The organism is Geodermatophilus telluris (assembly GCF_900102745.1).
GTDB lineage: Bacteria > Actinomycetota > Actinomycetes > Mycobacteriales > Geodermatophilaceae > Geodermatophilus > Geodermatophilus telluris.
Genome location: NZ_FMZF01000002.1, coordinates 378,149 through 399,141, shown reverse-complemented (window position 1 = coordinate 399,141; position 20,993 = coordinate 378,149). Strand labels below are relative to the sequence as shown.

The window sequence follows — 20,993 nt, the reverse complement described above, 5'->3', positions numbered from 1 at the left end:
GGTCAGCTCGCGGGTACCGCGTCGGACGCGGCGGTCTTCTTCGCGGTCGTCTTCTTCGCGGTGGTCTTCTTCGCGGTGGTCTTCGTCGCTGCGGTGGTCTTCTTGGCCGCCGTCGTCTTCGTGGCCTTCCTGGCCGCCTTCTTCTTGGTGGCGGCCGGGCGGCTGCGGCGGTCGGCGAGCAGCTCGGCGGCGCGGTCGAGGGAGATGGTCTCCACCTCGTCGCCCTTGCGCAGGCTCGCGTTGGTCTCGCCGTCGGTCACGTAGGGGCCGAAGCGGCCCTCGCGGACGGTGATCTGGCCCTGGCTCACCGGGTCGGGCCCCAGCTCCTTGAGCGGCGCGGCGGCGGCCCGCCGTCCCCGCTGCTTGGGCTGGGCGAAGACGGCCAGCGCCTCGTCGAGGGTGACGGTGAACAGCCGCTCCTCGTTCTCCAGCGACCGCGAGTCGCTGCCCTTCTTCAGGTAGGGCCCGTAGCGGCCGTTGAGCGCCTGGATCTCCTCCCCGTCGGGCGCGGTGCCGACGGTGCGCGGCAGCGTGAGCAGCTGCAGCGCCTGCTCGAGGGTGACGGTCTCCGGCGCCATGGTCCGGAACAGGCTGGCGGTGCGCGGGGCCTCCTTGCTGCCGTCGGGCACCACGGTGGTCACGTAGGGGCCGTAGCGGCCGGCCTTGACCACGACCGGGTGGCCGCTGTCGGGGTCGGTCCCCAGCTCGCGGTCGCTCGAGGGCGCCGCGAGCAGCTCGGCGACCTTCTCGCTGGTCAGCTCGTCGGGCGCGAGGTCCTCGGGGATGCTGATCCGGGCGCCGTCCTCGCCCCCGGCCTGCAGGTAGGGGCCGTAGCGGCCGACCCGGACCACGACCGGCTCGCCGTGGGGCCCGGTGGCGCGCAGGGGGATGGAGTTGACGCCGCGGGCGTCGATCTCCTCCAGCTGCTGGCCGATGACGGTCTTGAGGCCCCCGGAGGCGGCGATGCCGCCGGCGTGCCGGCCCTCGCCGCCGAAGTAGAACTCGGTCAGCCAGTCGACCCGCCCCAGCGACCCGCTGGCGATCTCGTCGAGCTCGTTCTCCAGCGAGGCGGTGAAGTCGTAGTCGACGAGCGCGGCGAAGTGCTGCTCGAGCAGGTTGACCACCGCGAAGGCGACGAAGGAGGGCACCAGCGCGGAGCCCTTCTTCCACACGTACCCGCGGTCCTGGATGGTCTGCATGATCGACGCGTAGGTCGACGGGCGGCCGATGCCGAGCTCCTCGAGCCGGGCGACCAGGCTCGGCTCGGTGTAGCGGGACGGCGGGCTCGTGGTGTGCCCCTTGGGCTCGAGCTGCTGCGTGTCGAGCTGCTGGCCGCGCTCGACGCGGGGCAGCCGCCGCTCGGCGTCGTCGCTGCCGTGCTCGTCCTCGCCGCCGCCGGACCCCTCGTCGCGGGACTCCACGTAGGCGCGCAGGAAGCCGGGGAAGGTGATGGTGCGGCCCGACGCGGTGAACTCGACCCGCTCGTCGGTGGTGCTGCGCCCGGCCAGCCGGATGCTGACGGTCTGCCCGACGGCGTCGGCCATCTGCGAGGCGACGGTGCGCTGCCAGACGAGCTCGTAGAGCCGGAACTCGTCGCGGGCGAGCTGCCCGGCGAGCTGGCCCGGCGTCCGGAAGGAGTCACCGGCGGGCCGGATGGCCTCGTGCGCCTCCTGCGCGCCCTTGGCCTTCTTGCTGTAGCGGCGGGCCTCGGCCGGGACGTAGGCGTCGCCGTAGAGCTCCCGGGCCTGGGTGCGGGCGGCGTTGATCGCCTCGGTGGAGAGGTTGGTCGAGTCGGTCCGCATGTAGGTGATGTGGCCGTTCTCGTACAGCCGCTGCGCCACCCGCATGACCTGTGCCGACGACCAGCCGAGCTTGCGACCGGCCTCCATCTGCAGGGTCGAGGTGGTGAACGGCGCGTAGGGACGGCGCCGGTAGGGCTTCTCGTCGACCCGGCTCACGGTGACCTGGCGGCCCTCGAGCCGGGCGGCCAGTCCGCGGGCGCCGGCCTCGTCGAGGTGCACGACGTCGCCGGTGACCTGCCCCGTGGCCGGGTCGAAGTCGCGGCCGGTGGCCACGCGGCTGTCGTCGACGCTGACCAGGCGGGCACGCAGCGTCGTCGGCTCCCCCGCGTCGGCACCGGTCCGGCCGGGGACGGCGAAGACGCCGTCGAGCGACCAGTAGTCGGCCGCGGTGAACGCCATCCGCTCCCGCTCCCGCTCGACCACGATGCGGGTGGCCACCGACTGCACGCGGCCGGCGGAGAGCCTGGGGAGCACCTTCTTCCACAGCACCGGGCTGACCTCGTAGCCGTAGAGCCGGTCGAGGATGCGGCGGGTCTCCTGCGCGTCGACGAGCGCGGTGTCGAGCTCGCGCGGGTTGGCCACCGCCCGGGCGATGGCCTCGGGGGTGATCTCGTGGAAGACCATCCGGCGCACCGGCACCCGCGGCTTGAGCGTGTCGACCAGGTGCCAGGCGATCGCCTCGCCCTCGCGGTCCTCGTCGGTGGCGAGGTAGACCTCGCTCGCGTCCTTGACCAGCTGCTTGAGCCGGGTGACCTGCTGCTTGCGGTCGGGGCTGACCACGTACAGCGGCTCGAAGGCGTTGTCGACGTCCACGCCGAGCCGCGCCCACGACGCGCCCTTGTGCTCGGCCGGCACGTCGGCGGCGTTGCGGGGCAGGTCGCGGATGTGCCCGACGCTGGCCTCCACGACGTAGCCGCTGCCGAGGTAGCCGGCGATCTTCCCGGCCTTGGTCGGCGACTCCACGATGACCAGCGGCCGGCCGGCCCCGGTGGCGGCGGTCCGGCGCCGGGCGGGCGTGCTGGTACCGCCGGCGGTGCGGCCGGCGCTCTCGCCGTTCTTCGCGGTCTTCGTGGGCACGGTGCTCCTGTCGGTGGTGCTGTCTCGTGGCGGCGCGGTGCGCGGTGGTCGGCTCCGGTGCGCCCCCTCGGCGGGCCACGGTAGGCCACGCCGACGGAACGACACCGGCTGGCGACCCCGCGTGGGCGTGCCGTCACCCGCACCAACGGCGCAGTCCGCTGCCTGTTCCCGGTCCGCTCCCTCACGCCGGCCGGTGGACCCCGGCGACCACCTCGCCGGTCGCCGTCAGCGTCGGGAAGGCCGCGTCGTAGTACTCCCAGTGCATCATCACCGGCCCCGTGGGGAGCGCGACGGCGCCGAAGTCCTCGCGCCACGTCGGGTACCCGCCGTGGGCGTCGTGCCAGGTGATCGGGTCGGCGGGCGAGGACGCCTCGTACACCTCGGCGGCCTCGAGACCCGCGGCGTCGTTCTCCATGCCGGGGCTGCCGTGGAGCACCACCGCGTCGGCAGCGAGCACACCGCGCACGTCCGCGGCCTCGTCCACCACCAGGGTCCCGTAGCTGTGCCCGATGACGGTCACCCTCGGGTCACCGGCGCGCACGGGGTCCGCCGCCCGGGATGCCGCCAGCCCGGCGAGGTCGCCGGCGAGCGCCCTGCCGCCCTGCTCGGCCGCGCCCCTGAGCAGGGCCCGCCACGAGCCCACGCCCGCCGGCGGTCGGTACCCGAACCACGCCACGGTGGCCACCGACGCGGCCGGTGCGGCGTCGACTGTGGCGGCGGCGACCGCCTGCGCGCTCTCCCCCAGCGCGTCGAGGTCCTCGCCGACGACGTTGGTCATCCCGGGCACCAGCACCCCGACGGTGTCGGCGGTGTCGAGGTCGCCGTAGGCGACGGCCGCCCGCTCCAGCCACGGGTCGAACACCCACAGCTGCACGGGCCGGCCGGCCGCCTCCTCGGCCGCGATCTCCGCGGCAGCGGCCCGGGCGGCCGCGTGGCCGGTGCTGTCCGGGTCCGCCAGCGTGCGTTCCAGCACCAGCCGGTTGGCCCGGTCGCGGGCCCACGCCGGCAGCCCGTCGAGGCCGCCCACCAGGCGGGGCTCGGCCCGCACCAGGAACTGCCGGGCCGGGTCGGACAGGGCCGCCCACCACGCGGCCACCGCGGCGGGGGACGTCCCGGCCACCGGGAGGCAGGACGGCTGCCACACGCCCGCGCGGGCGACGGCCGCGGACAGCCCGGCGAAGTCCGCCGGGACCCCGGCGGTGACGGCGTCGACCGCCGCCAGCGGCTCGCCCGTGCCCGCCGCGTGCGCCGCGGCCGCGGCCGCCGCGTGCAGCGCGTCCGCCGCCAGCCGCGCGACCCGCTCGGCGGCGGCCACCTCCTCGGCCGCGCCGGCGTGGTGGGCGGCCAGCGCCTCCGGCGAGGCGCCCGCCGGGGGCGCGACCCGGGCGGGTGTCACGACACCGCCGTCCTCGTCGACGGTCACGCCCGAGGCCGCGGCCTCGGCGAGTGCCCGGCCGGCCAGTTCCTGCGCCGTGCGCGCCTGCCGCGCGGTGTCCCACAGCCGGTCGAGGGAGGTGCCCAGCGCACCGGTCACCGCCGTGACCACCGCCGAGACCTCACCGAGGGCCCGGGCGGCCTCCTGCGCGGCCGGGCCGGACCAGCACTCGGCGTCGGCGAGGGCACGGGCGACGGCCTCCACCCGCGCCCGCCAGGGCGGCAGCCGCTCGCCGACCGCCTCGAGGGTGAAGACGGCGCCGTCGAGCAGGGCGGTGTCCCAGGCGGCGACGGCCGTCAGGCCGGGCGCGCTCACGCCGTCGCCGCGGCGACGGGCGCGGCCCGCTGGGCGAGCAGCCGATCGGAGACGGCCGCGTCGAGCAGCCGGTAGGCGTGCACCGCGGCCAGCAGCGTCCGCCCCGCGGCGTCGGCCCCGGCGACCACGGCGTCGACGAGCGTCACCCACGCCTGCCCGGTGGCGCCGGCGTGCTCGGCCACCTCGCCGGGCGTCGCCGTCGCCAGGGACCCGGCGGTGGACCGGCACAGGTCGGCGTCCCCGGACAGCTCGGCGGCGAGGGCGGTCAGCTCCGCACCGAGCGCCTGGACGGCGTCGAGTTGGACGGCGATCTCCACGGACAAGGGATCCTCCCGGCGTCGGCGCCGGCCCGGGGTGGACCGGCGCCGCGGACGCTAGGAGCGGGTGGGGCCGGACGGCGCCGGGTCGTCCACAGCCGGGGTGCCCGTCCACAGCCCGCGCCGCGGGCCTCCGCCCGGCAGGTGCCGGGCGGAGGCTCGCGGCGTGGTGTCAGGGAGCGCTCGTGGTCAGCGACCCGGTGGTCTCGTCGGTGGTCCCGCCGACGACGACCGACCGGCGCTTGGAGAACACGACGGCACCGACGACCACGAGCGTGGCGGCCGCCGCGATGAGCAGGCGCACCGTGGTGTTGGCGTCCTCGCCGACCGAGAGCCCGACCACCGCCGGGGCGATGAGCAGCGCCACCAGGTTCATCACCTTGATCAGCGGGTTGATCGCCGGGCCGGCGGTGTCCTTGAACGGGTCGCCGACGGTGTCGCCGATGACGGTCGCGGCGTGCGCCTCGCTGCCCTTCCCGCCGAAGGCACCGTCCTCCACCATCTTCTTGGCGTTGTCCCAGGCACCGCCGGAGTTGGCGAGGAAGACCGCCATGAGCGTCCCGGCCGCGATGGCGCCGACCAGGTACGCCGCGAGCGGGCCGAACCCGAGGCCGAAGCCGACCGCCACGGGGGCCAGCACGGCGAGCAGGCCCGGCGTCGCCAGTTCCCGGAGCGAGTCCTTGGTGCAGATGTCGACGACGGCGGAGTAGTCCGGCCGCTCGGAGAAGTCCATGATCCCCGGGCGGGTGCGGAACTGCTCGCGCACCTCGAAGACGACCCGCCCCGCGGCGCGGGAGACGGCGTTGATGGCGAGGCCGGAGAAGAGGAACACGACGGCCGCGCCGATCACCGCGCCGACGACGTTGTCCGGCTCGACCAGGCTGAACGCCTCGCCGAGGTCGACGCCCTCCAGCGCGACGAGCACCTGCTGGTTGTAGGAGCCGAACAGGGCGGTGGCGGCGAGCACCGCCGTCGCGATCGCGATGCCCTTGGTGATCGCCTTGGTGGTGTTGCCGACCGCGTCGAGGTCGGTGAGCACGCGTGCGCCGTCCTCGTCGATGTCCCCCGACATCTCCGCGATACCCTGCGCGTTGTCGCTGACCGGGCCGAAGGTGTCCATGGAGACGATGACGCCCGCGGTGGTGAGCAGGCCGCAGCCGGCCAGGGCGACGGCGTAGAGCGCGGCGCCGCCGCCGATGAGGAAGGCGCCGTAGACGGCGCCGCCGATGAGCACGGCCGCGTAGACGGCCGACTCCAGGCCCAGCGAGATGCCGGAGAGAACGACGGTGGCCGGGCCGGTCAGCGAGCTGCGGCCGACGTCGCGCACCGGCTTGCGACTGGTCTCGGTGAAGTAGCCGGTGAGCAGCTGGATGGCCGCGGCCAGGACGATGCCGATGAGGACCGCGACGAAGCCGAGGACCTGCGGGTCGACCACCGAGTCGGGGACGTCGGCGACGCTGGGCAGCACGGTGAAGGCCGCGGCGGCGACGAGCACGAGGGAGACGACCGCGGAGGTGAAGAAGCCGCGGTTGATGGGGGCCAGGCCGCTGGAGTCGTTCTTGCCCGGGTTGCTGGCGAGGATGCCGACGACCGAGGCGAGCACCCCGATCGCGGCCACGACCAGCGGGAAGACCATGCCGACGGCGCCGAAGAAGACCTGCCCGAGGATGAGCGCGGCGACCAGGGTGACGGCGTAGGACTCGAACAGGTCGGCGGCCATCCCGGCGCAGTCTCCGACGTTGTCGCCCACGTTGTCGGCGATCGTCGCGGCGTTGCGCGGGTCGTCCTCGGGGATGCCCGCCTCGACCTTGCCGACCAGGTCCGCGCCGACGTCGGCCGCCTTGGTGAAGATGCCGCCGCCGACCCGCATGAACATGGCCAGCAGGGCGCCGCCGAAGCCGAAGCCCTCGAGCACGACGGGCGCCGTGTCGTCGAACAGCAGCAGCGCCAGCGCGGCACCGAAGAGCCCCAGGCCGACGGTGATCATCCCGCAGACCCCGCCGGTGCGGTACGCGATCCGGAAGGCCGGCCGGTACCCCCCGGTGCGCGCGGCTGCCGCCACCCGCACGTTGCCGCGGGTCGCCAGCGTCATCCCGATGAACCCGACCGACGCGGAGAACAGGGCGCCGACGAGGAAGAACACCGCCCGGCCGATCCGCGTCCCCCAGCCGCCCTCGGCCACCGGCAGGACCAGCAGCAGGAGGAACACGATGACCGCGAAGACGCCCAGGGTGCGGAACTGGCGGCGCAGGTAGGCCCCCGCTCCCTCCTGCACGGCCCGCGCGATGTCCCGCATGCGCGCGGTGCCCTGGTCGGCGGCCACCACGGCTCTGACCAGGGACCCGGCGAAGAGCAGTGCGGCGAGCGAGACGACGAGGGCTGCCGTCACGAGGACGACGTCCCCGCCGGAGAGATGACTGTCCGGCATCAAGACCTCCCAGCGGTCGGGTGCCACCGGGCGGCCCCGCGGCCCCGGTCGGCGGAGAGCTCGCCCCGGGGTAGGGGCTCACCCCGCGGACGTCGCGCCAATGTAACGGGAATCACACTCTGCGGAAGCCCCCTTCCTCCGACCCCCGTCGCACAGCGCGGTCGGAGCCGGGCGGGGAGTTGCCCACGGGTGTGAGAGTGGTGGGGTGACCACGCTCCACCCGGTCCGGCCGGCTGCTCCCCCAACCGGCCAGGAGGGTGCTCCAGGGGGCGGTGCCGGCCACGACGAGGCCGGCCACGACGGTGTCGGCCACGACGGTGCCGGCCACGACGACGACCGCCGGGACGACGCCCGCCGGGACCCGGCACCGGGCACCCCGGCGGTCCACACCGCGGCGGCGTCGCACGGGTCCGCGGGTCCCCCGTCGACGGCGGTCCCGCCCGGCAGCGAGCTCCTCGAGGACCTCCTCGCCGGCACCGCCGACGAGGAGCGGCCCGTCACGCACGTGCACCGCCTCGCCGTGCGGGAGAGCCGCACCCTGCCCTGGCCGGCGTGGGTCGAGCCCGGCCTGCGCCTGCGGCTGGAGGAGGCCGGGGTCCGGGAACCGTGGCGGCACCAGGTGGAGGCCGCCCAGCTGGCGCACGACGGCACGTCGGTCGTCGTGGCCACCGGCACGGCCTCGGGCAAGTCGCTGGCCTACCAGCTGCCCGCGCTGACCCGGCTCGCGGAGGACCCGCGCGCCTGCGTGCTCTACCTCGCACCGACCAAGGCGCTGGCCCGCGACCAGCTGGCGTCGGTCGCGGCGCTCGCCGACCCCTCCGTCCGCCCGGCGGCCTACGACGGCGACACCCCCGCCGAGGAGCGCGACTGGGTCCGCCGCCACTCGCGGTGGATCGTCACCAACCCCGACATGCTGCACCGCGGCGTCCTGCCGGCGCACCAGCGCTGGAGCTCGACGCTGCGCCGGCTGGCCTACGTCGTCGTGGACGAGTGCCACGCCTACCGGGGCGTGTTCGGCTCGCACGTCGGGCACGTGCTGCGCCGGCTGCGCCGGATCTGCCGCCGCTACGGTGCCGACCCGGTCTTCGTGCTCGCCTCGGCGACCGTGGCCGAGCCGGCTGCGGCCGCCACCCGCCTGGTGGGGGCGCCGGTCGTCGCGGTCACCGACGACGGCTCCCCCCGGCCGGGCGCCACGTTCGCGCTGTGGGAGCCGCCGCTGACCGAGCGCACCGGCGAGCACGGTGCGCCGCTGCGCCGCTCGGCGGCGGCCGACGCGGCCGGGCTGCTCGCCGACCTCGTCGAGCGGGGCGCGCGCACGCTGGCGTTCGTCCGCTCCCGGCGCAGCGCGGAGTCGGTCGCCGAGCAGACGCGGCGGCTGCTCGCCGAGCGGGGCCGCGACGACCTGCTCCGCCGGGTCGACTCCTACCGCGGCGGCTACCTGCCCGAGGAGCGGCGCGAACTGGAGCGCGCGCTGTCGGCCGGCGACCTGCTCGGGGTGGCGACCACCAACGCCCTCGAGCTGGGCATCGACATCGCCGGGCTGGACGCGGTCGTGCTGGCCGGCTACCCGGGCACGCTGGCCTCGCTGTGGCAGCAGGCCGGCCGGGCCGGCCGCGCCCAGCGGGAGTCGCTGGTCGTCTTCGTCGCCCGGGACGACCCGCTCGACCACTACCTGGCCCACCACCCGCGCGCCGTCTTCGGCCGGCCGGTCGAGGCCACCGTCACCGACCCCGCCAACCCCTACGTCCTCGGACCGCAGCTGTGCTGCGCGGCCGCGGAGCTGCCGCTCACCCCCGAGGACCTGCCCGACTTCGGCGGTCCCGTCGCCGAGGCGCAGCTCGAGCAGCTGGTCGCCGCCGGCGAGCTGCGCCGGCGGCCCGCGGGCTGGTACTGGGCCGGCCGGGGGCGTCCCGACGTCGACATCCGCGGCAGCGGCGGCGAGCCGGTGGCGATCATCGAGGGCGAGACCGGCCGCCTGCTGGGCACCGTCGACGGCGGCGCCTCGCACGCGACCATGCACGCCGGCGCGCTGTACGTGCACCGCGGCGAGACCTACGTGGTCGACGAGCTCGACCTCGACGACGCCTGCGCCGTGGTGCACGCCGAGGCGCCGGAGTGGACCACCGTCGCCCGCGACGTGACCGACCTCGGGATCGTGTCCACCGACCGCACCCGCCGGCTGGGCACCGTCACCGCGCACACCGGCGTCGTCGACGTGACCAACCAGGTGGTGGCCTACCAGCGGCGGCGGGCCGGCACCGGTGAGGTGCTGGCCGAGTTCCCGCTGGACCTGCCGCCGCGGCAGCTGCGCACCCGGGCCGTCTGGCTCACCCTGGACGCCGAGGCGGTCGCCCGCGCCGACGTCGACGACCTCGCGCTGCCCGGGTCGCTGCACGCGGCCGAGCACGCCGCCATCGGCATCCTGCCGCTGCTGGCCACCTGCGACCGCTGGGACCTCGGCGGCCTGTCGACGGCCCTGCACCCCGACACCGGCACCGCGACCGTGTTCGTCTACGACGGCCACCCCGGCGGCGCCGGCTTCGCCGAGCGGGGCTTCGCCGCGCTGCGCCGGTGGCTCACCGCCACCCGCGCCACCGTGGCCAGCTGCGAGTGCGAGGCCGGCTGCCCCTCCTGCGTCCAGTCCCCGAAGTGCGGCAACGGCAACGACCCGCTGGACAAGGCCGGCGCCGTCCGCGTCCTCGACGTCGTCCTCGACGAGCTGGCCGCCGCGGAGGCGGCACCGGGCGACGCCGACGACGACGCCGACGGCCTCACCGAGGTCCGCACCGGCCCGGTGCGCGGCCTCCTGCGCCGCCCGGTCACCGGCCGGCCGGCCGCCGCACCGGCTCCCGACCCCGCACCGGCGTCCGACGCCACGCCGGCTCCCGCCGGTCACGAGGAGGACGGCCTCGTCTTCTGACGGCCCGCACCGGGCGACCGCCGCAGACCGCGGACGCGCACCACCGGGCCGCTCCTTCCGCTTGAGCCGGGCCCTCCCGCTGCCGATCCACCCGTGAGGCGGCGCAGGCGCGTTCCCGCCGCCTGCAGGAGGAGGACCCGTGGCACACGGCACCGATCGCCCGGAGGGCCGGCCGCTGGTCCTCGCGGGCTACGTCGTCCTCACCCCGGTCGCCGCGCTGGTCTTCGGGCTCGACCCCGTCCTCGGTGTGCTCGCCGGCGCGCTCAACGTCGTGTTCGGCGTCTACTTCTGCCGGCACCTGGCCTTCGCCGTCGCCGCCGCCCGCTGGGCCGAGCGCGACCTGCTCGCCGCCGACGTCGGCCTGGACACCTACACGCCGCCGGTCGCCGTCCTCGTCGGGTGCAAGAACGAGGAACTGGTCGTCGACAGCATGGTCGCGGCGCTGCTGGCGCTGGACTACCCGCCCGACCGGCTCACCCTCGTCGTGGTCGACGACGGCTCCGAGGACGCCACCGGCGCCAAGCTCGACGCCTGGGCGGCCCGGGAGCCGCGGCTGCGCGTGCTGCACCGGCCACCCGGCTCCGGCGGGGGGAAGTCCGGCGCGCTCAACGACGCGCTGGCCCTGGTCGAGGCCGAGGTCGTGCTCGTCTTCGACGCCGACCACGAGCCCGAGTCCTCGGCCCTGCGCCGCCTGGTGCGGCACTTCCGCGACCCGGTCGTCGGCGCCGTCATGGGCCGCTGCGTGATCCGCAACGGCCGGGACTCGCACATGGCCGGAACGGTCTTCGTCGACTACCTCTCCGGCTACCTCGTCAACGAGTACGGCCGCCAGGCGCTGTTCGAGCTGCCCGCCTACGGCGGCGCCAACTGCGCCGTCCGCATGTCCACGCTGCGCGCGCTCGGCGGCTGGAACCCCGAGACGGTCACCGAGGACACCGACCTGACGCTGCGCATCCTCGCGGCCGGGCAGCGGGTGCGCTACGACGTCTCGGCGATCGACTTCGAGGAGGCGGTGGTCAGCGCCCAGCGCTTCTGGAAGCAGCGCTACCGCTGGGCGCGCGGGCACCAGAAGTGCCTGCGCGACTACTGGTGGCCGCTGATGCGCACGCCGCACCTCTCACCGCTGGAGAAGGTGGAGACCTCCCTCTTCCTCGCCGTCTACCACGTGCCGATGCTCAGCGGCCTGGGCCTGCTGCTCACCGTGCTGCGGGCGTTCGGGATCGGTGACCTGCCCCTGGTCGGCCTGCTGCCGCTGTCCATGCTGCTGTTCATCGGCCCGCTGGCCGAGCTGTGCGTGGGCCTGCTGGTCGGCCGGGTGGAGCGGCGGTCGGCGTGGCGGCTGCTCGGCTTCCTGCCCGCCTTCGCGCTGTCCATCTGGATCACCTCGCGCGCCTACGTCGACGGCATGCTCGGCCGGCCCTACACCTGGGTGAAGACGACGCGGTCCGGCGCCGTCTCGACGGTGGACCCGGCGCCCGCCGCCACGGACCCCATGGCCCCCACCACCGCGACCCGGCCGCGCTCCTTCGCCGCCGCCGCCGTCGCCGCCGCTGGTCCCGGCCGGCCCGGGGAGCGACCGTGACCGCCGGGGGCGTGGCCCTCCCGCCGGCCCGGCGCAGCCCGTGGCGGGGCGCCAACCGGCGGCTGCTGCCGGTCGCGCTGGACCTGGTGCTGGCCACGGCCATCTGCCTGCTGGGCTTCCGCTACCTGGCCCGGCCCCTGCAGGAGCTCGAGGCGGCCGTCCTCGCCCGCGTCCTGGGGTGGCTCGCCCCGGGGCAGGCCTCCGGCGTCGTGCCCACGCACGTGCTGCTGTTCCGCGGCGACGGCGAGATCATCGACGCGGTCGTCACGCTGTCCTGCTCGTCCGTGCTGTCGGTGCTGGGCCTGGTCGCCCTGACCGCCGTGGTGCTCCGCGGACGCGGGCTGCACGCGGTGGCGGGCCTGCTCGTCGCCGTCGCCGCGCTGCTGGTGCTCAACCACGGCCGGCTGCTGCTGTCCGCCCTCGCCGGCCTGTGGTGGGGCGAGGACGCCCTCGTCGGGTTCCACGACTGGGTGGGCACGCTGTGGAACCTGGTCGCGACGCTCGGCGGCTTCCTGCTCATGGTGTGGATCGCCCTCCCCGCGCTCGACCGCGCGGAGCAGGACGTCGAGGGCCGGCACACCGCGCGCCGTCCCGACAGCTGGGCCCGGCCCGGGCTGGGCTACCGGGCGGCGGGGGACGAGGTCCGGCACGGGGGACGGCGGCGGGTCACGGTCACCGGGCTCCTGTACCGCTACGTGTTCCCGGCCCGGCTCTCCGCGTGGCTGGCCGCCCGCCGGGAGGCCCGGCGCATCGACTACCGGCTGGGGCACCTGCCCGCGCACCAGCGGGTGCAGCGCATCGGCGAGCTGGTCGCCGACGGGCTGGGGGCGCACGCCGCGTCGCTCGTCGCGGTGGCCACCTACGAGCAGGACCCGGTGGTCCTCGACGCCCTCGCCGAGGCCGTGGCCGCACGCCAGTGGGAACCGGTCACCGGCGACCGCGTGGCCGCCCTGCGGCTGTGGGCCCGGGGGTGGCTGATGGCCCGGGGACCGCAGGACGCCGGCCCCGACCCCCTGCCGGCGTCTCCCGCGGGGACGCACGTCACCGTCCCCGTCTGCCGGATCGCCGTCCCCCTGCCCCCGGCCCGTCCGACGACGGCGGCGACGCCGGTCCCCTCGCAGCGCCCGCCGGCGCACGCCGTCCCTCCCCCGCGCCCCGCCACGTTCGCCCGCCCGCCCCGCACGCCCGACCTCCCGGAGGTTCCCCGGTGACCTCGACCCTGCCGGCCCGGCCGGCCTCGCCGACCCCGCCCACCCCGGGGCGGCCGCAGGACCCGGGCGGCCCGGCGGTGCTCGTCACCGGCGCCGGCGGCCCGGCCGGCGTCGCCGTGGTCCGCCGCCTCGTGGCGCTGGGCCACCGGGTCGTCGCGGTCGACGCCGACCCGACGGCCGCGGGCACGGCCCTGGCCACCGCCGGGGCGACCGTCCCCCGCGCCGACCACGCCCGCTTCGTCGACGCGCTCGTGGGCGTCGCCACGGCCCACGGGGCCGACGCCCTCGTCGGGACGGTGGCCGAGGAGCTCCCCGCCCTCGCCGCCGGCGCCGCGCAGCTGGCCCGGGCCGGGGTGGCCACGTGGCTGCCCGACCCCACCGCCGTGGCGCTGTGCTGCGACAAGGCCGCGTTCGCCCGGACGGTGCACGCGGCCGGCGTGCCGCACCCCGCCACCACGGACACCGGGGCGGGCCTGGCCGCGGTTCCGGGGCCGTGGGTGGTCAAGCCCCGCGCCGGCCGGGGCAGTCGCGGTGTGCGGCTGCTCGACTCCCGTGCCGCCGTGGCCGACGCCCTGCGCGAGGACCCCTCGCTGATCGCCCAGACGCGCCTGGGCGGCCGGGAGTTCACCGCCGACGCCCTCGTGGCCCGCGACGGCCGGCTGCTCACGGTGGTGCCCCGGTGGCGGGACGACACCCGGGCGGGCATCTCGGTCAAGGGCACCACCTTCGACTCCCCGGCCGTGACCGACGTGGTCGCCGGCGCGCTGGAGGCCGTGCGGCTCACCGGCCCGGCCAACGTGCAGGGCTTCGTGGCCGACGACGGCCGCGCCACCGTCGTCGAGGTCAACCCGCGCTTCTCCGGCGGGCTGCCCCTGACGCTGGCGGCCGGCGCGGACGTCGTCAGCGCCTATCTGACCGGCGTCCGCGACCCCGGCGCGGACCTCCCCCACCTGTGGTTCACCCCCGGCGTCCGGATGAGCCGGTACTTCGCGGAGGTCTACACCGCCGACGACGGCGCCGCGGTCCCCGACCCCTGCCGGCCGGCGCGGGTGCGGGCGTGACCCGCAGCCGCCGCGTCCTGGTCCCGTTCGGCACCCGGCCGGAGGTGGTCAAGCTCGCCCCGGTGGTCGCCGCGCTCACCGCCGCGGGACACCACGTCGACGTCGTCGACACCGGCCAGCACACCGACCCGGCGCTGTCGTCGCGGCTGCAGGAGGCGCTGGGCCTGGCCCCCGGCCGCCGGTTCACCCTGCCGGACGGCGACCCCGCCGCCCGGCTCGGGGCGCTGCACGCCGATGCGGCGCGGGCGCTGGCCGGCGACCGGCCCGACGTCGTCCTGGCCCTCGGCGACACGAACACCGTCCCCGCCTACGCGCTGGCCGCCCGCGGCGCCGGGGTCCCCTTCGCGCACCTGGAGGCCGGGCTGCGCAGCCTCAACCCGCGCAGCGTCGAGGAGGTCAACCGGCGGGTGGCCGCGGCGGTCGCCGCGCTGCACCTGGCCCCCACCCGCCGGGCGGCCGCCTTCCTGGCGGCCGAGGGGGTGCCCGCCGAGCGGGTGTTCGTCGTCGGCAACCCGGTGGTCGACACCCTGGTGTCCCGCGGGGTCCGCCCGGTGCCCGCCGGCGAGCGGTCCGGCGTGCTGGTCACCGCCCACCGGCCCACCAACGTCGACGACCCCGGGCGCCTGGCGCGGCTGGTCGGGGTGGTGCGCGCCCTGGCCGACCGGGTCGGGCCGGTGACCTTCCCGGTGCACCCGCGCACGGCCGCCCGGCTCGCGGCCACCGGCCTGGACGCCGGGCTGGCGCACCCGCGGATCAGCGTGACCGGCCCGGTCGGGTACGACGCGCTGCTGGCTGCCCTGGCGTCGGCGCGCCTCGCGGTCACCGACTCCGGCGGCATCCAGGAGGAGGCGGCCTTCCTCGGCGTCCCCGTCGTGGTGCTGCGGGGGTCCACGCCGCGCTGGGAGGGCGTCGAGGCCGGCACCACCACCCTGGCCAGCCTGGCCGACGACGCCGCGGCCGACGCCGTCCTCGCGGCCGCCGCGCGGCACACCTCCGCCGAGGGGCAGGCCCGCGCCGCGACGCTGCCCTGCCCCTACGGTGACGGGACGACCGGCCGGCAGGTCGCGGCCCTGCTCGCCGACGCGGCGACCGACGCGCTGCTGGCCCTCGACGAGCCGGACTTCTCCGACGGGCGGCTGCCCTGGTGAGCGCGCGACCGGCACCGCCGTGGACCGGACCCCCGCCGCTGGGCGTGGTGGTCGACCTCGACGACACGCTCTACCCGCAGGCCGCCTACCTGGCCGGCGCCGCCGCGGCCGTGGGCGCGGCCGCCACGGCGGCCGGGCTCGACGGCGGTCGGGTGCACGCCGCGCTCCTGCGCGAGCTCGCCGCGGGCTCCGACACCGGGGGCACCATCGACCGCGCGCTGCTGGCCGCCGGGGTCCCCGCCGCGGAGGTGCCGGCGCGGGTCCCGGCGCTGGTGGCGGCGTTCACCGCCCACGCGCCCGCCGTCCTCGCGCCCTACCCGGGGGTCGTCGCGGCGCTCACCGCCCTCGCGGAGGTCGGTCCGGTCGGCTGCCTCACCGACGGCAACCCGGTGATCCAGGCCGCGAAGGTGGCCGCGACCGGGCTCGGCCCGCTGCTCGGCGGCGTCGTGGTGACCGACGCGCTCGGCGGCCGGGCCGCGCGCAAGCCCGCCCCCGCCGGGCTCCTGGAGCTGGCCGGCCGCCTCGGGGTCCCCGCCGACCGGCTGCTGGTGATCGGTGACCGGCCGGGCAAGGACGTCGCCGTCGCCGCCGCCGTGGGCGCGCGGGCGATCCGCGTCCGGCAGGGCGAGCACGCCGCGGCGCCCGACCGGCCGGCCGCGTGGGCTGTCACCGACTCCTTCCCCGCCGCCGCGGACCTCGCCCTCGCCGTGCTGCGCGGCACCGGCCGGCGGTGCCCCGCCGCGAGCTGATCACCCCACGGGGTGAACCCGGGGGCGCAGCCCTGCAGTCCCCGGCCCCGCCGGCCGATGGCCCCCTGGTGGGCGGTCGTGCGCCCGGTCAGGAGGGGTTCGACCATGGCAGGTAACAGGCGGCACCGGCGGCCGTCCCTCGGGACGCGCCTGGCGGTGACCGCGGCGGCGGGTGCCGTCGTCGTGCTCGGGACACCCGGGGTGGGGTCGGCCGCCGGCGGCCCGATGAAACCGCTGGTGACCTGCGTGCTCCCGGTGCAGGACGGGTCGTGGACCGCGGTCTTCGGCTACGAGAACCCCACCCCGCTGACCTGGGACGAGTCGCGCGGCTTCGACAACGAGCTGACCCCCGCCGCCCTCGACGGCCCCCAGGTCACCTCGTTCGCGCCGGGCACCCACCACGGCGCCTTCTCCGTGCGGGTGCCGGCGTCCACGCCGAGCGTCGAGTGGCAGGTGCACAGCCGGAGCGTCACCGCCTCGCGCGACGGCAGCACCCGCTGCCCGTCCGAGACCGAGCTGCCGGCCGACGGCAACGGCCTGGGCGCCCCGATGGTGCTGGCCGCCGCCGGTCTCGTCGGGGCCGCGTCCCTCGCGGTGTCCCGGCGCCGTCGCCCGGGTCCCCCGGGGGCGGGCGCGCCGCCGGCCTGACGCCGCCCGCGACCCGGACGCCACCACGGCCGGTCCTCACCCGGAGGGGGGAGGGCCGGCCGTCGTGCTGCACCGGGACGCCGGACCCGCCGATGAGGAGGTGTCGGGCGGGCTGGCCGCCTCGAGTCGTGGAGGACACCGGCCATGGACGGCGGACGGACGGGGAGCACGGGACGCAGCGTCCTGGCGATCGGCGCGCACCCCGACGACATCGAGCTCGGGTGCGGCGGCGCGCTGCTGGCCCACGCCGCGGCGGGGGACACGGTGACGATGCTGGTCGTGACCGGTGGGGAGAACGGTCCCGGGGACGACGTCCGCGTCGCCGGCCGCCGCGCCGAGCAGGAGCGGGCGGCGGGTCTGCTGGGCGCCCGGCTGGTGTGGGGTGGCCTCCAGGACTGCGAGGTCGCGGCCGACTCCCGCACGGTCCGCCGCATCGAGCAGGTGCTGCAGGCGACGCAGGCCGACCTCGTCTACGTGCACGCTCCGGACGACAGCCACCAGGACCACCGCGCGGTGGCCGGTGCCACCCTGGCCGCGGCCCGGCGGCTGCCCCGCGTCCTGCACTACCAGAGCCCCTCGACCCTCGCGTTCACGCCGACCGTCTACGTCGACGTCACCGCCTACGTCACCGGCAAGCTCACCGCCCTCGCCGCGCACGCCTCCCAGGTCGAGATGTCCGCGATGGTCGAGCCCGACGCCGTCGTGGCCTCGGCGCGCCACTGGGGGGCGCACGCCCGGATCGGCTACGCCGAGGCCTTCCAGCCCACGCGGATGGTGCTCGACCTGGCGCCCGCCCCCGCGTCCCTCGCCCCCGAGGCGGTGCCCGCGGCCTGGTCGCTCGCGCCGTCCACCGCGGCCCGCGTCGGCTGACCGGTCCCCTCAGCCGCCGGTGCGGAAGGCCACGGCGCGCACCGGGGCGCCGTCGGCACCGGCCAGCCGCAGCGGCAGCACGCTGACGACCGGGTCGACGGCGGGCACCCGGCCCAGGTCGCGCAGGTTCTCGACGATCACGCCTCCCGCGCCGAGCACCGCGAGGTGGGCGGCGAAGCCGTCGGCGGGCTCACCGCCGAGGACGGTCTCGTCGAGGCTCAGCGCGTCCAGCCCGACGGTGCGCACGCCGGCGGCGACCACCCGGGCGGCGGCGTCGCCGGTGAGGTAGGGGTGGTCGAAGTAGGCGTCGGTGCCCCAGTGCGCGTCCCACCCGGTGTGCAGCAGCAGGATCCGTCCCGGGCCGAGGCGGTCGGCCCACGGCGCGAGGTCGGCCCACTCGATCCGGCCGTGCGGTGGCTTGCCGCGGACGTCGGCGACGACGGCGGGGCCGAGGAAGTGGTCGAGCGGGACCTCGTCGATGCGGAGGCCGTCCTCGAGGAAGTGGTACGGCGCGTCCACGTGCGTCCCCGTCTGCGAGCCCATCCGCACGTGCAGGACGTTGTAGCCGTCGGCCGCCACGGTGGTGGCCGGGCTGAACCGGGCGACCGGGTCCCCCGGGTAGACCGGGGTGTCGTCGTCGAGGGGGTGGGAGAGGTCCACGATGTCGCGGACGGGCGGTTCGGGGCGGGTCACCGGGGCTCCTCGGGGGACGGCGGTCAGGGGGCGGGGGTGAGGACCCACAGGACCTCGCAGGGGGCCGTCGAGGGGTTGAGCCAGGTGTGCGGGGTGGTGCCGGGCATGGTGAACGCGTCCCCCTCGTGCAGGTCGACCACCTCGCCCGGCAGCAGCAGCCGCAGCCGGCCGCGCAGCACGTGGACGAACTCGACGTCGCAGGCCAGGGCGTAGAGCTCGTCGCCGCCCCCGCCGCCGGGTTCGACCACCGAGCGGATGACGTGCAGCGCCCGCTGGGTCCCGGCGGTGAGCAGCACCTCCCGCACGCCGGCGCCGCCGAAGTTGGTGGGCGGGGCCTCGCCGGCGCGGACCAGGGAGGTGGCGGGCGGCTCGAACAGCTGCCCGACGCCGATGCCGAGCACGCTGCACACCGCCACGAGGGAGGCGACCGACGGCGAGACCTCGTCGCGCTCGAGGCGGCTGAGGAACCCCTTGGTGAGCCCGGCCCGGTCGGCGACGGCCGCGAGAGTCAGGCCCGCCGCCTGCCGGGCGGCGCGCAGCCGTGCACCGACCAGCGCGTCGGCCGCGTCGTGCGGCCGGGTGAACCGCCGGACCTCCCCCGCCATGCCGTCCCCCTCGTCGTCCCTGGCGTCCCGTCGCCCCGCGGAGTCAACTCCCGTGCAACGGCTGTTGTCCAGGGGGCAACCCGCCTCTACCCTCTGCGCACCGCGGTGGTCCGACCACCGCCTTCCCGGGGAGTGGTGCACATGAGCGGAGCGGAGGTCGCCGGGCTGGCGGCCGAGCAGCGGCGGCCGCGGGCCACCGAGGTCGAGCAGCACGGGATCGACACGATCCCCGACGCCGAGCGGACGTCGAGGCCCTTCGACCTGTTCCGCATCCAGTTCGGCGGGGCCAACACCTTCGCCACCGTCATCCTCGGCACCTTCCCGGTGCTGCTGGGTCTCGACCTGGTCGAGGCGGTGGCCGCGACGGTCGCCGGCGTGGTCGTCGGGGCGCTGATCCTCATGCCGATGGGGCTGTTCGGCCCGCGCACCGGCACGAACAACGCCGTCTCCTCGGGCGCGCACTTCGGCGTCCGCGGCCGGGTCCTGGGCTCGTTCCTGTCCCTGCTGACCGCGATCTCCTTCTACTCGATCTCGGTCTGGGTGAGCGGGGACGCACTGGTGGGCGCCTCGACCCGGCTGTTCGGCACCGGCGACTCCGACCTGCTCCGCGGCGTCATCTACGCCGTCCTCGGCGCCCTGGTCATCGTCGTGGTGGTCTTCGGCTACCAGCTGATGCTGCTGGTCAACAAGGTCGTGGTGCTGGCGAACACGGTGCTGATGCTGCTCGGCCTGGTCGCCTACGCCACGCTGTTCGACTTCTCCTACGACCCGGGCCCCGAGGCGTACGCGCTGGGCGGCTTCTGGCCGACGTTCGTGCTCTCGGCGCTGATCGTCATGGGCAACCCGGTCAGTTTCGGGGCGTTCCTCGGCGACTGGTCGCGCTACATCCCCGCCGACACCCGCCCGTCGCGGCTGCTCGGCGCCACCTTCGTCGGCCAGCTGGCCACCCTGGTGCCGTTCCTGTTCGGCGTCGGGACGGCGACCCTGGTGGCCGGTGAGGCCGACTACGTGTTCGCGCTGATCCAGGTCTCCCCGCTGTGGTACGCGGTCCTGCTCATGGTCGTGGCCTTCCTCGGCGGCATGTCGACCGGCGTCACCTCGCTGTACGGGACGGGGCTGGACTTCTCCTCGGTCTTCCCCCGGCTCAACCGCGTGCAGGCCTCGCTGGTCATCGGGACGCTGGCCTTCGTCTTCATCCTGGTCGGCCGGCTGGTGTTCGACCTGCTCGCCAGCGTCAACGCCTTCATCGGCGCGATCGTCATCTGCACGACGCCGTGGATGGTGATCATGATGATCGGCTACTGGGTGCGGCGCGGCCACTACTCCCCCGCCGACGTGCAGGTCTTCAACCAGGGCCGGGTGGGCGGGCGCTACTGGTTCTCCGAGGGCGTCAACTGGCGCGGCATGGCGGCCTGGATCCCCTCGGCGGTCGTCGGCCTGCTCTTCGCGAACTACCCGCCGCTCATCGAGGGCCCGTTCCGCAACGCGGCCGGTGGGGTGGACGTCAGCCTGCCGATGTCGCTGGGGCTGGCCGCCGTCGTCTACCTGGCGCTGCTGTTCGCCTTCCCCGAGCCCCGGTACGTCTTCGGCCCGGCCGGCCCGCGGCTGGTCCCGGCGCGGGAGGCCGTGCCGCCGCCGGTGACCGACGACCCGCGCGCGTCGGTCCACCGTGCGGGCCGGCGCACCCCGCTCGCCCCGACCGCCGAGTCGGTGGACCGGTGAGCGCCGCCCCCGGCGCCGAGGCGGAGGTGCTGCAGGCCGCCGGCGCGCTCGTCGCGGCCTTCGGCGCTGACGACGTGGACCGCTACCTCGCCTGCTTCCGCGAGGACGCGACGTTCCTGTTCCACGGCACCGACCGGCTCCTGCCCTCCCGGGAGGAGTACCGGCGCGAGTGGGCCGCCTGGGTGCGCGACGACGACTTCCACGTCCTCGGCTGCCGGACCTCCGGCACCCGCGTGCAGGTGCTCGGGGACACCGCGGTGCTGACCCACGAGGTGCAGACCACGGTCTCCACCCGGGCCGGGCGCGAGGAGCTGCGCGAGCGGGAGACCATCGTCTTCCAGCGCGAGGCGCCCGGGCGGTGGCTGGCGGTCCACGAGCACCTCTCGCCCGCGCCGGCGCCCGCCGGGTAG

16 protein-coding genes are annotated in these 20,993 nt (G+C 76.4%); 10 read left to right on the top strand and 6 right to left on the bottom strand.

What is annotated here, in order from left to right:
• Positions 1-2: 2 nt before the first annotated feature.
• The 4 genes from topA to BLQ97_RS07065 all read right to left on the bottom strand — a co-directional run bounded on the left by topA (position 3) and on the right by BLQ97_RS07065 (position 7,374).
• Entirely contained in the window at positions 3-2,879 is a 2,877-nt protein-coding gene (gene topA / locus BLQ97_RS07080; protein ID WP_091364686.1) for a type I DNA topoisomerase, read from the bottom strand.
• Between the two features lie 181 nt (positions 2,880-3,060).
• Positions 3,061-4,629 (bottom strand): alpha/beta hydrolase, encoded by a 1,569-nt coding sequence (locus BLQ97_RS07075; RefSeq protein WP_091364682.1) that lies wholly within the window; start codon positions 4,627-4,629, stop codon positions 3,061-3,063.
• Positions 4,626-4,946: a hypothetical protein gene (locus tag BLQ97_RS07070; RefSeq protein WP_091364681.1), complete on the bottom strand. Its 321-nt coding sequence runs from the start codon at positions 4,944-4,946 to the stop codon at positions 4,626-4,628. The genes BLQ97_RS07075 and BLQ97_RS07070 overlap by 4 nt, the downstream gene beginning before the upstream one ends.
• A gap of 172 nt (positions 4,947-5,118) precedes the next feature.
• Positions 5,119-7,374, bottom strand: a complete 2,256-nt coding sequence (locus BLQ97_RS07065; RefSeq protein WP_091364678.1) for a sodium-translocating pyrophosphatase — start codon at positions 7,372-7,374, stop codon at positions 5,119-5,121.
• Positions 7,375-7,579: 205 nt separating this feature from the next.
• On the opposite strand from BLQ97_RS07065, the gene BLQ97_RS07060 reads away from it, so the two are divergent.
• The 8 genes from BLQ97_RS07060 to BLQ97_RS07025 all read left to right on the top strand — a co-directional run bounded on the left by BLQ97_RS07060 (position 7,580) and on the right by BLQ97_RS07025 (position 17,563).
• Positions 7,580-10,294: a DEAD/DEAH box helicase gene (locus BLQ97_RS07060; RefSeq protein ID WP_245691940.1), complete on the top strand. Its 2,715-nt coding sequence runs from the start codon at positions 7,580-7,582 to the stop codon at positions 10,292-10,294.
• A 139-nt stretch (positions 10,295-10,433) separates the two neighbouring features.
• Positions 10,434-11,876, top strand: a complete 1,443-nt coding sequence (locus BLQ97_RS07055) for a glycosyltransferase family 2 protein (protein ID WP_091364676.1) — start codon at positions 10,434-10,436, stop codon at positions 11,874-11,876.
• The gene (locus tag BLQ97_RS07050) at positions 11,873-13,087 is read left to right on the top strand and encodes an exosortase/archaeosortase family protein (RefSeq protein WP_091364673.1); all 1,215 of its coding nucleotides are present in this window, start codon (positions 11,873-11,875) and stop codon (positions 13,085-13,087) included. Before BLQ97_RS07055 ends, BLQ97_RS07050 begins: the two co-directional genes overlap by 4 nt.
• Positions 13,084-14,148 carry an ATP-grasp domain-containing protein gene (locus tag BLQ97_RS07045; RefSeq protein ID WP_091364672.1) on the top strand — a complete coding sequence of 355 codons (1,065 nt, stop codon included), beginning with the start codon at positions 13,084-13,086 and terminating at the stop codon, positions 14,146-14,148. Before BLQ97_RS07050 ends, BLQ97_RS07045 begins: the two co-directional genes overlap by 4 nt.
• Complete coding sequence (gene wecB, locus BLQ97_RS07040; RefSeq protein ID WP_091364670.1) at positions 14,145-15,296, top strand: non-hydrolyzing UDP-N-acetylglucosamine 2-epimerase; 1,152 nt, start codon at positions 14,145-14,147, stop codon at positions 15,294-15,296. Before BLQ97_RS07045 ends, wecB begins: the two co-directional genes overlap by 4 nt.
• Positions 15,293-16,045 carry an HAD family hydrolase gene (locus tag BLQ97_RS07035; protein ID WP_091364668.1) on the top strand — a complete coding sequence of 251 codons (753 nt, stop codon included), beginning with the start codon at positions 15,293-15,295 and terminating at the stop codon, positions 16,043-16,045. Before wecB ends, BLQ97_RS07035 begins: the two co-directional genes overlap by 4 nt.
• Before the next feature lie 105 nt (positions 16,046-16,150).
• On the top strand, positions 16,151-16,693 hold the full coding sequence (locus BLQ97_RS07030; protein WP_139173498.1) for a hypothetical protein: 543 nt from the start codon (positions 16,151-16,153) through the stop codon (positions 16,691-16,693).
• A gap of 144 nt (positions 16,694-16,837) precedes the next feature.
• Positions 16,838-17,563 carry a PIG-L deacetylase family protein gene (locus BLQ97_RS07025; protein WP_091364665.1) on the top strand — a complete coding sequence of 242 codons (726 nt, stop codon included), beginning with the start codon at positions 16,838-16,840 and terminating at the stop codon, positions 17,561-17,563.
• A gap of 9 nt (positions 17,564-17,572) precedes the next feature.
• On the opposite strand, the gene BLQ97_RS07020 is transcribed toward BLQ97_RS07025, so the two are convergent.
• Together BLQ97_RS07020 and BLQ97_RS07015 are read right to left on the bottom strand one after the other, a co-directional pair.
• Complete coding sequence (locus tag BLQ97_RS07020) at positions 17,573-18,256, bottom strand: cyclase family protein (protein ID WP_091364662.1); 684 nt, start codon at positions 18,254-18,256, stop codon at positions 17,573-17,575.
• A gap of 23 nt (positions 18,257-18,279) precedes the next feature.
• Positions 18,280-18,861 (bottom strand): cupin domain-containing protein, encoded by a 582-nt coding sequence (locus tag BLQ97_RS07015; protein WP_091364661.1) that lies wholly within the window; start codon positions 18,859-18,861, stop codon positions 18,280-18,282.
• Between the two features lie 141 nt (positions 18,862-19,002).
• On the opposite strand from BLQ97_RS07015, the gene BLQ97_RS07010 reads away from it, so the two are divergent.
• Positions 19,003-20,583 carry a purine-cytosine permease family protein gene (locus BLQ97_RS07010; RefSeq protein WP_091364659.1) on the top strand — a complete coding sequence of 527 codons (1,581 nt, stop codon included), beginning with the start codon at positions 19,003-19,005 and terminating at the stop codon, positions 20,581-20,583.
• On the top strand, positions 20,580-20,993 hold the full coding sequence (locus BLQ97_RS07005) for a YybH family protein (protein WP_091364658.1): 414 nt from the start codon (positions 20,580-20,582) through the stop codon (positions 20,991-20,993). The genes BLQ97_RS07010 and BLQ97_RS07005 overlap by 4 nt, the downstream gene beginning before the upstream one ends.

What these genes read in the sequence shown, in the direction of transcription:
- BLQ97_RS07030 (WP_139173498.1), top strand. Translation starts at nt 16,151, where the DNA reads ATGGCAGGTAACAGGCGGCACCGGCGGCCGTCCCTCGGGACGCGCCTG.
- BLQ97_RS07025 (WP_091364665.1), top strand. Translation starts at nt 16,838, where the DNA reads ATGGACGGCGGACGGACGGGGAGCACGGGACGCAGCGTCCTGGCGATC.
- BLQ97_RS07065 (WP_091364678.1), bottom strand. Translation starts at nt 7,374, where the DNA reads ATGCCGGACAGTCATCTCTCCGGCGGGGACGTCGTCCTCGTGACGGCA.
- BLQ97_RS07015 (WP_091364661.1), bottom strand. Translation starts at nt 18,861, where the DNA reads ATGGCGGGGGAGGTCCGGCGGTTCACCCGGCCGCACGACGCGGCCGAC.
- BLQ97_RS07010 (WP_091364659.1), top strand. Translation starts at nt 19,003, where the DNA reads ATGAGCGGAGCGGAGGTCGCCGGGCTGGCGGCCGAGCAGCGGCGGCCG.